The sequence below is a fragment of the Calothrix sp. CBUCES-K 9914 genome (assembly GCF_059640475.1).
Window position 1 is genome coordinate 35,219 of record NZ_JBXXZH010000041.1, and the last position, 13,589, is coordinate 48,807.

The 13,589-nt window shown below is 39.2% G+C and carries 8 protein-coding genes; 5 read left to right on the forward strand and 3 right to left on the reverse strand.

Annotation, left to right across the window (positions count from 1 at the left end; all coding sequences use genetic code 11):
- Positions 1–551: 551 nt before the first annotated feature.
- From AC2JBO_RS12165 to AC2JBO_RS12180, 4 genes are all read left to right on the forward strand, one after another.
- On the forward strand, positions 552–1,796 hold the full coding sequence (locus AC2JBO_RS12165; RefSeq protein WP_496953913.1) for a glycosyltransferase family 4 protein: 1,245 nt from the start codon (positions 552–554) through the stop codon (positions 1,794–1,796).
- A 40-nt stretch (positions 1,797–1,836) separates the two neighbouring features.
- Positions 1,837–3,192 carry an oligosaccharide flippase family protein gene (locus tag AC2JBO_RS12170; protein WP_496953914.1) on the forward strand — a complete coding sequence of 452 codons (1,356 nt, stop codon included), beginning with the start codon at positions 1,837–1,839 and terminating at the stop codon, positions 3,190–3,192.
- A gap of 37 nt (positions 3,193–3,229) precedes the next feature.
- Entirely contained in the window at positions 3,230–4,300 is a 1,071-nt protein-coding gene (locus tag AC2JBO_RS12175; RefSeq protein ID WP_496953915.1) for a hypothetical protein, read from the forward strand.
- A 136-nt stretch (positions 4,301–4,436) separates the two neighbouring features.
- Positions 4,437–5,507, forward strand: coding sequence for a glycosyltransferase (locus AC2JBO_RS12180; RefSeq protein WP_496953916.1), 1,071 nt, complete (start codon positions 4,437–4,439; stop codon positions 5,505–5,507).
- A gap of 12 nt (positions 5,508–5,519) precedes the next feature.
- Here the strand turns inward: AC2JBO_RS12180 and AC2JBO_RS12185 are convergent, their stop codons facing one another.
- Both AC2JBO_RS12185 and AC2JBO_RS12190 read right to left on the reverse strand, forming a co-directional pair.
- Positions 5,520–5,708: a type II toxin-antitoxin system HicB family antitoxin gene (locus AC2JBO_RS12185; RefSeq protein ID WP_496953917.1), complete on the reverse strand. Its 189-nt coding sequence runs from the start codon at positions 5,706–5,708 to the stop codon at positions 5,520–5,522.
- Positions 5,709–5,752: 44 nt separating this feature from the next.
- On the reverse strand, positions 5,753–7,768 hold the full coding sequence (locus tag AC2JBO_RS12190; RefSeq protein ID WP_496953918.1) for a caspase family protein: 2,016 nt from the start codon (positions 7,766–7,768) through the stop codon (positions 5,753–5,755).
- A gap of 87 nt (positions 7,769–7,855) precedes the next feature.
- On the opposite strand from AC2JBO_RS12190, the gene AC2JBO_RS12195 reads away from it, so the two are divergent.
- Complete coding sequence (locus AC2JBO_RS12195; RefSeq protein ID WP_496953919.1) at positions 7,856–12,232, forward strand: nSTAND1 domain-containing NTPase; 4,377 nt, start codon at positions 7,856–7,858, stop codon at positions 12,230–12,232.
- A gap of 498 nt (positions 12,233–12,730) precedes the next feature.
- Here AC2JBO_RS12195 and AC2JBO_RS12200 read toward each other — a convergent pair whose 3' ends face one another.
- The gene (locus AC2JBO_RS12200; RefSeq protein WP_496953921.1) at positions 12,731–13,243 is read right to left on the reverse strand and encodes a DUF2085 domain-containing protein; all 513 of its coding nucleotides are present in this window, start codon (positions 13,241–13,243) and stop codon (positions 12,731–12,733) included.
- Positions 13,244–13,589 lie beyond the last annotated feature (346 nt).

Sequence of the window (13,589 nt, forward strand, 5' to 3'; positions counted from 1 at the left end):
CCCCTTTATAAGCTACGGTGTACACACAAGTCTCTAAAAGTTACTTTCTTCTCTTCCTTCGTGTTCTTTGTGCCTTTGTGGTTCCATAAAGAGATAAACCACAAAGACATAAAGGGCACAAAGAGGGGAAAAAGGCGGTTTATTTAAAGATGTGTGTACACCGCAAGATTAATCTTATATCTGCATTCAGATAGAGGTTTTAAATATAAATTTCTGTAAATAAATGTCAAACGCAATTGTAAACATAATAAAACAAGCTTGAATAGGTAGAATCCAGAAATTTATAATTATCTTTACAGAATCTTTACAAAAAAAACATGAATTTAAAGATGAACTTCACAAAAGTGATTGATTTTGCTCCGGGAAAATATTACTTTATGTACTTAATAGTGTGATTTCTTGCAGTTTACATACTCCTTAGCGTGCTGAACTGTGTAGTCATAGATTTGAAACCCACTGGAAAGTTTATGTTTAGCACCCAGACAATTGGTAATGGTTTTAGATACTCTAGCTAATTGCCGGGATGCTAATTCGGTGCATTGAAAGCAAAAATGAAAATAGCATACCTGGTAAATAAATACCCGAAGGTAAGTCATAGCTTTATCAGGCGTGAAATATCGGCGCTTGAAACAGCTGGATTATCTGTAGCTCGGTTCTCAGTACGTTCTTGTTTCACTGAACTAGTTGACCCGGAAGACAAGCTTGAATTTGAGAAAACGCGGGTAATATTAGATGTCGGAGTATGGGGTTTAGTACTTAGCTTATTTAGTGCAATAGTAAAACCAATTTCGTTTCTTAAAGGTTTGTCTTTAGCATTCAAGGTTGGTTTAAAGTCAGATGCTGGACTTTTACTACACATTATTTATTTAGCGGAAGCTTGCACTCTTCGACGTTGGTTAAAAGAATGTCAAGCAACTCATCTTCACGCCCATTTTGGAACTAATTCGACTACTGTGGCAATGTTGTGTCACGAAATTGGTGGTCCGGAATATAGTTTCACTGTTCATGGACCAGAAGAGTTTGACCGCGCGTCAGATATTGCCTTAACAGAGAAAATAAATCGTGCCAAATTTGTGATTGCGATTTGCTCTTTCGGTTTAAGCCAGTTGTATCGTTGGTGTGATTACCAGCAATGGCAAAAAATCCATGTGGTTCGTTGTGGTGTTGATAATGATTATTTTGACCAGCCACAAACGAATATTCGCGATGTGAACAACCTTGTTTGTGTAGGTAGGTTATGCGAACAAAAAGGGCAAATCTTACTGCTGAAAGCTATCAAGCAACTTTGTGACGAAGGGTGGAATTTGCATCTAACTTTAGTTGGAGATGGGGAGATGCGAAGTCAACTTGAAACGATTATTCAAGATTACGGTTTGCAGAACTCAGTCACAATTACAGGATGGGCAAGTGGTACACAAGTGCAACAATATATAGAAAATGCTCGTGCTTTAGTCTTGCCCAGTTTTGCAGAAGGATTGCCTGTTGTGCTTATGGAAGCGTTTGCATTGAGGCGCCCTGTCGTGAGTACATATGTAGCAGGAATTCCAGAATTAGTAGAATCAGACGTTAACGGATGGCTAGTACCAGCAGGTTCAGTAGAAGCATTAGCTGCTGCAATCCAAAAAGTTTTACTTCTTCCTACCGATATATTAACTCAAATGGGGGGTGCTGGAACTGTAACGGTAAAAGCACAGCACGATGTTGCGACTGAAGCTCAAAAGTTAGCAGCTTTGTTTGGTTCCCAAGACGACAATACTTTACTCCAAGAAAGGCGCCAGTTAAGCTATTTGTCTTAAACCGCGCGATAAATAAATATCCCACGTCCCCTTTCCTCTCATGACAACCCTAAAAAAACCGACTCTGAAAAAACTTGCCATTCGTGGTGCAGTATGGACAATCTTTGGTTATGGTGCCAGTCAATTTGCACGCTTAATAGGCAATATTATTTTGACTCGGTTATTAGTACCAGAGTACTTTGGGTTGATGGCAGTAGTGAATACACTTTTGATAGGTATTGAACTGTTTTCAGACCTTGGTATCGGTCAAAGTATTATTCAGAATAAGCGTGGTGAGGAAACGGAATTTATTAATACTGCGTGGACGCTACAAATTTTTCGTGGGTTTTGGGTTTGGTTGATTTGTTTACTAATTACTTATCCGGCGGCGAAGTTTTACAACGAACCAAGACTATTATGGATAGTACCAATAATGGGTCTAACATCGATTATCTTGGGGTTTGCATCGCCGGCACCATCGCTGCTCAACCGTAGGATGGAAATTGGTAAACTGATTATTTTCGACTTTATCGTTCAGACACTTTCGCTCATAACACTAATAATATTGGCTTGGTGGCTTCGTAGTTTATGGGCATTTGCAATTAGTGGGCTGATAGGAGGAACAATTCGTGCTGTTGGAAGTTACTTTCTAATTCCTGAAAAACCTAAATGGGCTTGGAATCAGACAATAATTAAAGAACTTGTATCTTTTGGTAGATGGATGTTCGTAGCAACAGCGCTAATGTTTTTAGCCGAGCAAATTGACCGATTGGTATTAGGTAAACTGCTGTCATTTAAAGTAGTGGGAGTTTACACAATTGCGGCAACATTGGCGAATATGCCGCGCGAAGTCATCAAAAGTCTTAGCTATCGAGTCATATTTCCGACGATATCTAATCAAACAGATTTACCAAGAGAAACTCTACGAGCAAAAATACTTCGTCAACGTCGATTAATTGTTTTTGGAAGTGCAGTTTTATTAGCGATACTTGTAAACATGGGTGACTTAATAATTGCCCAACTTTATGACCAAAGGTATGAACAGGCAAGATGGATGATGCCGATACTTTGCTGCGGAATTTGGTATTCAGTCCTATTTTATACAACAAGTCCAGCTTTATTAGCAGTAGGAAAACCGATGTACGCAGCACAAAGTAATCTGCTAAGATTTTTGATGATAAGTATCGGTATGCCTTTAGCGTTTACCGCATACGGAACACTAGGAGTAATTGTTGTAATTGCACTTTCAGATTTCCCATTATATCTTGCCAACCTTTACGGTTTATGGCGTGAAAAACTTTTTTCTCTCGCCCAAGATATTCAAGCAACAGTATTATTTGTAGGAATGATGGCATTATTTGTTTTGATTCGTTCCTCTATTGGTTTAGGAAGTCCATTTCAAATTTTTCTTCAATAACTGTAAGGTGGGCACTGCCCACCCTACTTAAGGTATCATGTTAAAAACAGCATCTCTTTGGAAGTGGCTGTACTCGCATTGGGATAAACCCATTAAGCCACAAATCCCTGGATACACAATCTTACTACCAGTTCCTGGTGATTTACCAGTTTTTCTCAAAATAGCTTTAGAAATTTGTTCAACTCAGAGACCGGATGGTTTATTTGAGACTCTTGTAATTCCCGACAAATTTGTTCCAGGTTTTGCACAATTGCTAGCTTCTTGGAAAAATAGTTGGAAAAATAGTTGGAAAAATAAATATTACCATTCGATTCGCTTAATCAACCCAAACCCATTAGAACAATTAATTTCTCGTTATCAAAACAACCCCCACAACAACCACTGGTTGCAACTGGTGCGTGGAGTCAATGCAACTCGAACGACACATGCACTTTTGCATGATGCTGATTTGTTTATTACCGAGGATTCATTCATGAAAACTCACTACGAAAATTGCAAATCAGAAAATTTAGCGTGTCTTGGTGTTAGTCCAGTTTGGGATGCGTGGTATAAACAGCAGGGACTTACTCATCTAACAGCAACATGGGAGATGATGTTTAACGTAGATTGGGTGAGAAGTTTTCATCCTTGGGAACATCGTGGTCATGATGGTGAAATTGCGGGTCAAGTACATACATTTGATACAACATTGTTTCCACAATGTAAAACTCAACCAGAATTGATTAGATATCACCAGCAAGAATGGGGATTTATTCACTTTAACTATGTTATATGTACTTATCGCTGGTTTCAAAAAAGCAAAGAACCGTTTGAGGACGAGTGCTTCCGAATTCTTTTAATTCGATTATTAATCGAAGCATTTGACAAATCAGGGTGGAAATATGAAGTTCCACAAATCGACGAATTAATCAAAGGTATCACCGATACAAATAATTGTGTTACATACATTCAAGAGCAAACGCAACGTAATTACTTAGAATTCCGGAGTAAATTGCAAACCCTTACTAAGAGTAAACTCTTAGACGAACAAAAAGCATGTATTCTTGGCGAAGGCGCCGCCAAATTTGATAAAGTCTTTTCACAAACCAACTCTTCTAGTCATATATAATTATCCCATCATATTTTACTACAGAAACAAAATATTCACAACAAAGTCAAATTAACTACATCAAACCATCGGAATTCATGTACCAAAATTCAGACACGACTGCTAAGATGAATTTACAGGTGTAAAAGGAGGTACTGTGAAGTACCATATTGTTTTTAGTCGTGCATTTGACCTAGAGTTGATAGCTCAACACGCGCAGTTAGGAAAATCGCCTTGCCACGTCATGTGGGAAGTAAGTAAAATCCTAGGAGCTAAGATACATCAACCACAAGAACAAGTACCATTCCCATCAGATAAGCTTCGCGCGTTGTTGATGGGTGATGTACAGCACTGGACATTAGCACGCTCCTTATCGCAGCAATTAACAGAAGACTCAGTAGTATTCTGTACAGGGGAAGATATTGGAATACCAGTAGCCAATTTAGTAACCGCTCAGGGGGGCGCCAATCAAAAGCGTCCAAAAATAGTAGTATTTATTCATAATATAAATCGACTACGTGGACGCTTGGCGTTAAAATTATTCCAAGTTCAGGACAAAATTGACTTGTTCATGACTTATACATCCGCAAGTGCAGACTTTTTACGCAATTATCTAAACTTACCAGAAAGTAAAGTTGTGATTTTCGTCGAACAACCAACAGATATATCGTTCTTCACACCTGGTAAAGTCTCTTCTACAAAAACACATCCAATAATAGCGAGTGCAGGGTTAGAAAAACGTGACTATCGTACCCTTGCAGCTGCAACTGAAGAATTATCAGATATTGAAGTCAAAATTTGTGTAGCATCACCAAATGCCAAAGCAACTAAACGCGCGTTTCCAGAAGTGGTGCCAAAAAATATGTCGTGTCGCTATTATGATTGGCAAGAGTTAGTACAACTATACAGAGATGCTGATATTGTAGTAATTCCCTTATTTGAAAATAACTATCAAGCTGGACTAAGTACAATGTTTGAAGCGCTAGCATGTCGGCGCCCGGTTATAATTACCAAAGCCCCAGGAATTATCACAGAATTAGAACAGGCAAGTGCAATCGTAACTGTAACTCAAGGTGACGCAGAAGAACTACGTCAAACTATAACTGAATTACTAAACAACCCTCAAAAAGCAGACAACCTAGCACAACGAGGATATACTTTAGTACAAAATAGCTATAATCACAAAATATATATAGATAAATTTGTAGAGCAAATAAGTTCTTTGTAATTATATTTGTAATTATATATGATGACTACCCGTTACTTGCTCTAAGTCAATATCAACCGATAAACAGCCCTCAATAGCTTCATACAGATTTTCAAGTAACTCTTCAAATGTTTCTCCCTGAGTTGCACAACCAGGGATAGCTGGAACTTCTGCCCAGTATCCACCCTCTTCAGCTTCGTGAACTATTACTTTAAGTTTCATGAAAACCTCCTGTGAATTTAGAAATTATTATCTATTATTATTATCTATGGTCTAATTGTTTTAATTACAATTTGACTAGTCACCCAATCATCGTATTCTTTGGCTGGTTCATCTAGAATAAAATCGCGCGGTTGCCAGCGACTCATTAAACGGTTGAGGGTACTTGTCTGTAAACTACGTTGAGTATATTTTTTACGAGGCAAATCGAGTTTATCTTGTTCTAATAATCTAGCATCAAGTTCATTAGTGCAAACGAGGAGTTTCAAAATATCTTGATATTCGGTAATTCCCTGGCGCCATAATTCGTCAGGAATGATAGCAGGAATAGCTCTTCCACCTAGAGCCATTGCTTGTTGGTTAGGTTCAAGTTTGATATAACCTGCCTCAAAAAAGCCCGCATTAATTGCAAATTGTTCGGTTAAGTTGAGTAATGCACAATAAAGGGTTTCGTCGCTAGTATTTTTGAGCTTGATTTTGAAAGTCGGTCGGTTCCATTTGCCGCTATTATCTTGGTAGTAGTTAAGGCGGATTTGAGCATCTTCTACAACTTTATCGTTTTGATAAATTTCAAGTTTAATTGCCGAAGCACTAATTCGACTATTTGCAGGACTAGATAGTTCGCTGAGATTTGTCCAGCGGGTAATATGTTCGAGACGTTGAACAACTAATATAGCGCTATCTTGGCTATAACCAGGAATTTGCTTAACTATAGGTACACCGTCAGCAGGTCGAGTAATGATATATTCTCCCTTTAGAGCGATAACTTTAAATTCGGCGGTCTCGCTATCGTGTACTTCGCGTACATACACCGAAGGTTGCTCATTATCAATATTTTGTAATGATTGTTTTAATAATTGCACTCCTTCTTCTTCACCAACAAAGCGTACACCTAATCGTGGCAAAGGTAAACTGGTAATAACGGCTTTGAAAGTTTGTTGTGTGTCTAAGTCTGTAATTCCCTCTATTGTGATTTGACTGAGTTGTGGTAAAACTTCGGTAACTTGCGCTTCTCCAAGTTTACTAGATAATTTGCGTAAATCACTAGCTTTGGCTGTAATTGGAAACAGCGCCAAATGCATAGTTTCGCAAGCTGAAGGACAAGGTACACCATGTACGGCGCCACCATCAATTATCCAACCATATTGTTTGTGATGACAAACAGTATAGTATGGATGGCGCCCGCTCACTGCTCCACCTAGAAATATTTGGTCTAATTCTTTACTATCGGTGGCTTCTAATTGCGGTGATTGTTTAACTTTACTGCGTACCAAAGCATTGACACGTTTAAATAAATCTCGATAGGTGAGATTTCCTTGGATTTGGTTAAGGGTTTTGGTGAGAAAATAAGAAAAGGCACCTCGGTGTTTGCCATCAACTTTATATTCTTTGGCGGTTTCCGAGTTTTGACAAGATGCGAATAAAATATGTTTACCGAGAGGTAAATTCCAACCCGATAATTGTTTGTCTACTTGTTTGTCTAATTGTTGTTTTAAGGAGCGGAAACTTTGAACGTCTTGCTGGCAAAAAATAAAACTATCTATAGGACGAGACCGGACATCGGCTGTATATTCGCGAACTGCGGTTTCTTGGAATGGGTCTCTTGTCCCCGAACCGGAATGACAGCAGTCTAAAATTAAGGTAATGTGGGGATTATTTTGCGCTACCTCCGCAATTAACTTGGCTAACTCTTTATCTGCTAAATCCCAATTTCCTTCCATACGACTGTCATAACAAACCAGCGTTTCGTTCAATTTTTCCGGTTCAAATTCCGAAAATTCCTCCGGTGCTGGTTCTTGCGAACCATGACCACTATAATAGAAGAAAGCGACATCATTACTGTTCGCTTGACATAAATGCTCGCGAAAACCATTAATTATAGCTTGACGGGTTGCTTCTGAATCCTTAAGAATTTTTAAATGTAAATTCCATCCTTCAGTTTTTACTCGTGTTTTTAAATATTCTTCTACAGCCATTACATCATTTATGCACCCCTCGAGACAACTAACGGGTGTAGCATAGTTATCAATACCTACTAATAATGCGTAAATGTTACTAGCCATGATCATGTATCTCTCATTTACTACATTATTTTACGTGTGATTGATGTAAAGTAATACACCTACTTGAAACCTGATAAAAATTGCAATATGTTCTCACGCAACCTCGCAGTCATTATAGGTATAAACAGCTACAAAAAAGGAATTTCTTCCCTGAAAACTGCCGTTAACGATGCCAAAAAACTAGTACAAACCCTCCGCGAAAAGCATCAATATCAAGTTTGGGTATGCTTAGACGAAGTTGCGACCCTGAGTAACTTAAACCGACTGTTAGAGGAAACATTACCCGCACAAGTTACCGAACACGACCGTTTGTTATTTTACTTTGCTGGTCACGGAGTTGCGCTTAATGGTGATGATGGACCTGCTGGTTATTTAATCCCCCAAGATGCTTCTCTTGGTGATACTAATAGTTATTTGCCGATGACAAAGTTGCACGATGCTTTGACCCAATTACCTTGTCGGCATTTTTTGGGTATCCTTGATTGTTGTTTTGCTGGTGCTTTCCGCTGGTCGAGTACGCGCGATTTATTAACTACAGAAGAAGTAATTTATCAAGAACGCTACGACCGCTTTATTCGAGATGCGGCATGGCAAATTATTACTTCCTCAGCTTCCGACCAAAAAGCTTTAGATAACTTTAATATAGATAGCGAACGCGGTCAAGTTGGCAATCATTCACCCTTCGCTGCTGCATTATTAAAAGCGCTAGAAGGCGCCGCTGATATTTATCCTCCTGCCCAACCTGGTAGAACTATGGGGGATGGGGTAATTACTGCGACTGAGTTGTATATATATTTACGCGAGTGCGTCGAAGTTCCCACGGAAAAATACCGTAGAAGGCAAACGCCAGGAATTTGGTCTTTAAATAAGCATGATAAGGGTGAGTATATTTTTCTTTCTCCTGGTCATGAGTTAAATTTACCACCGGCACCTGTATTAGATGAATCACAAAATCCCTATCGTGGTTTACAAGCTTTTGAAGAGGAACACAGCCAACTATTTTTTGGCAGACAAGCGTTAATAAAACAATTGTATCAAGATGTTTATCAACAAAGCTTTACAGTTGTTTTGGGCGCCAGTGGTACTGGTAAATCTAGTTTAGTCAAAGCTGGGTTGATACCTTACATTAAACAGTTAAATCAACTCAATAATGGGTCTCTTTGGTATATTCTGTCACCAATGCGTCCGGGTGAGGCGCCGTTAAAGGCTTTAAATAATATAATTAATACAGAAGTTGGGATTGAAACTTGGTTACAAGAGAATCCGCAGTCAAAATTATTGCTCTTTATTGACCAAGGGGAAGAATTGCTGACTCTTTGCCGTGATGAGCGAGAACGGGAAGATTTTTTGCAATTATTAACAAATTTGCTCGCGAATTATGCAGATAATTTGCGGATTATCCTAACATTACGCAATGACTTTGAAACTCTATTGTCTAATTCCAGCTTAGAACCATATTGGTATCAATCCCGGTTTATTGTGCCCCCGATGACGCGCGAAGAATTACGTGCTTGTATTGAAGAACCAGCTTCAGCACGGGTAATGTATTTTGACCCGTATAGTTTAGTGGATAGGTTAATTGATGAAGTCTCACAAATGCCTGGAGCATTACCGTTGCTGTCTTTTACTCTCAGCGAATTATATTTGCAATATTTAAAGAGTGTCAGAGAAGGCACAAGAAACGACCGAGTAATTACTCAAGCAGACTATGAACAATTGGGAGGATTAACCCGCAGTTTGACTCAAAGAGCAGACCGCGAGCATGATAATTTAGTTAAAAAAGATACGGCATACGCTCAGACTATTCGTAAGTTAATGTTGCGGATGGTAGCAGTGGGTGGGGAAGAATTGGCGCGTAGACGGGTAGCTTTATCTGAATTAGAATATCCAGAACCTGAAAATACCCGCATTCAAGAGGTTATTCGTCGTTTTACCGACGCGCGTTTGTTAGTAGAAGGACAAGATGCTTTGGGTAAACCCTATGTAGAACCAGCTCATGATGCTTTAGTGCGAGGGTGGCAAAAATTACTACTGTGGAAGCAAGATGAGGAAGAAAGTATCATTTTACAACGGCGCCTGACACCTGCGGCGGTGGAGTGGCAAAGCGTGAAAAGTCAAACAACATCATCGGGTTTTACAGCATCAGTTTCACCTGCGATTGATTGGCTAGACCGTGGAATTTGTAAGATAGAAAATATATTTAGTCAAACTGGTATCAGGTTGCTGCGATTATGGAAGCTATATTCACAATCTCCACAAAAATCTGCACGAGAAAAACCCAAAGAATTTTTGTGGAATGGGAATCCTTATCTCGATGTTTTAAAGTGGCAACTCAACTCCCAACAAAATTGGTTTAATAAGTTAGAAACTGAGTTTGTCCGGGAAAGTGTCTTACAAAAACGTCGGAATGCTAGTTGGAGATGGCGAATAACGTTGATTGTATTCTTGATTTTAAGCGCGTTGACGTTTGGAATTTTTGTTAATCTGTGGTACTCTCAGAAAAGACAAGCCGAGACATTGAGACAATCCGCAGAAATAAACTTAGGAAATAGTCAATCTTTGGATGGAATGATTGAGATTTTACAAGCTGGAAAAATTCTAGAAGAACCAGTTTTAAAAGTTTTCCCACGTGATACTCAACTACATGAACAAATCGAAGGAACGCTGCAACGGGCAATTTTCACTGTTAGAGAACGCAACCGCCTAGAAGGTTACGAACGTCCCGTTAGAAGTGTGGTGTTTAGCCACGATGGTCAACAATTAGCTACCAGTGGAGATGATGGTACAGCGAGATTATGGAGCTTACAGGGTAAGGAATTACAGAAATTTATAAAACACAAAGGTTCAGTGAGAAGTATCAAATTTAGCCCTAAAGGTGAGTTTGTCGCAACTGCTGGGGATGGATTTGTGCGTTTGTCGAACTTGCAAGGGAAATTAGTCAAAGAATGGGATGCACAACAAGGGCAATTATTGGGGATTGAGTTAAGCCAAGATGGTAGAATTGCAACTGCTGGAAATAACGGTACTGTTCGCCTATGGAATTTAGAAGGGCAGTTATTGAAAGAATTAGTAGGGCATCAAAAATCAGTTAAAAGTCTCAGTTTTAGTCCCGATGGTCAGTTCATTGCTAGCGGAGGGGATGATGGTATTATCTATGTGTGGAATTTTCAAGGTCAAGAATTAGAAAAATTTACAGGTCATCAAAAATCGGTAAGCGGTTTAAGTTTTAGTCGAGATAGTCAAATATTAGCTAGTAGCGGAGAAGATGGTTTTGTCCGCGTTTGGAAAATTGATAGTAAGTTACTTGTTCAACAACCAATCAAAGCACCAACGAAAACACCAATACAAGCACCTTTAAAAAAACCGATTCAAGAATGGAATGCACAACAGCGCAAAGTATGGGATATTAAATTTAGTCCCGATAGCAAGCAATTAGCCACTGCTGGGGGAGACGGTACTGTTCGAGTTTGGAATTTGCAAGGTAAGGAATTAGAGAAATTTGTCGGTCATACTGGACCCGTTAGAAGTGTGAGTTTTAGCCGCTCAGGTCAGCAAATTGCAAGTAGTAGCGATGATACGACGGTTCGCATTTGGGATTTACAGGGTCAGGAAACTCAGAATTTCAATAATAACAATTTTGCTAACAGTGTTGGTTTTGGTGGCAACGAACGACAAATAATTAGTGGCGCCAAGGACGGTACAATAAGTTTATATAATTTACAAGGTCAACAGCAAGGAAAATCATTTACTGTAGATTCGCGTTCGGTTAGCAGTATGGCATTAAGTCGAGATGGTCAAACAATAGTTACTGGTAGCGATGACGGTAAAATCAGTTTATGGAATTTACAAGGTCAACCGTTAGGAAAACCATTTCCAACTAATTCGCGTCCGATAAAAAGCTTGGCTTTTAGTCCAGATGGTAAGCAAATACTTAGTGGTGGTAGTGATGACGGTAAGATGTATTTATGGAACTTGCAAGGTCAACCTTTAGGAAAACCCTTTGAAGGTCACTTAGGCGCCGTTAACAGTGTAGCGTTTAGTCAAGACGGGAAGCAAATCGTTAGTGGTGGGGATGATGGTACGATTCGTTTATGGAATCGTAAAAATGAACCGGAAAGAATATTTCAAGTATACGGTCCGCAAATCACTGCAGTCAGCTTTACTCCAGATAGCAAGAAAATTATTAGCAGCGATAGCACAGGTCGCGTATTAATTTGGAATCTGCAAGACCGCAAAGCATTACTACCATTAGTAGTATGGAACACTCAACAACCTGCAGTAAATAGTATTAGATTAAGTACAGATGGTCAGCAACTAACGACTATCGGTAGCGACGGTAGCGTCAAATTATGGTCTATCAAATCATCTGACGAACTTATACAACAAGCTTGTAAGTGGGTAGGCAATTATCTTAAGAATAATTCTGAAGCGCACGAGGATAACCTTTGTCATCATGAAAAATAACTCTGAAGGGGGATGTAAATATTATCATCTAATATCTAATATACAACTTGCACTACTGGTAACAAATATTACATTTGTTTTTAACTATGACTGAGCAAGCTCAAGATGAAAGTTATAAAAAACACGAAAATAAACTTATGCAGTAAATAAGATGAGACTAACGGGTATAAACAAAGGTATGTCTAGCTAAAACTTAGTCAGTGAAAGAACTTCAGGGAGTGGAGAATAAACTTTGGCGTGGGTGCGTTTGCGTTGACACCCACCATGTTCCGAACTTAAGTACTACTATGGCGGCGCCTGAAAGTCGCTCATAATTATAGATTATTAGGGGCGGCTTCAAGATATCCTTGACTATATCTATATCAAGGTGCGCTCCACATGCTATTTTCCGTATTTGAGCTAAAATTGCTAAAAATACCTATTTTTCTAGCAATTCATTACTTTAATTATCAAAAAATAAAATAGTTCTTTTGTTTGCATTGAAAGGGCTGGTACTAACTATTTTTGCCGCAACATTTGCCTTCCATGCAACACAGGCATCATAAACAAACCCCATGCTAACCCAGTAATCAAACCAAACGGCGCCGCCAAATAATTATTAAACGAGTACCATCCCAGCACTTGTACAGCTAACTCAAAAGGATAAGCCATCATCAAAACAGAGGCAATACTGGCGCCACTCCAACCATACTGAGTCAACCAGTAAAAACCTTTACCACCTGTAACAGCAAATAAAACGCGCGTTAATAATAATCCCGTAACTGTACCATAACAGCGCATACACACAGCCATCACAAATGGTGGTGCCAGCATAACTCCCATATCAGGCTGTGGACACACATGATGTCCCATAAAGTAGATAATATCGGCAATTATCGGTAACGTTGGTAAACCAGATGCAGCAAGGAAAGGAGCAACCAAAGGACCGACTACCATTCCTGAAAGTAAAAAGTCTCCAATAAAACTTGCCCAGTTGATACGTGACTGTTTATCTAAAATGGCGCCTTGCATATCCTGTTGGTAAGAACTTGAGTTGATTGTAAAGATATTGTAACCAAAACAGGCGCCACAACCCCGCATGTAAGTTAAAACTACTTGGAGCTATTTTTCTTAAATTAATTTAATTAAACGGCTTATCCAAAAAGGCGCCTTGCATATCTATAGCAATCCTATATGAGTTGTGAAAATTTGGGTGTTCAGATTCCCGACTTCTTAAAGGATACCAATGGCGATTCGGGGGTAACACCCATCATTTCATAAAAACAGGCGTGTAGAGACCGTACATGTACGGTCTCTACATTCGCGGTTCAGGACGTAAAATCGTGATGCTGAGGGGTCAGACCTACTATTCGCCAGC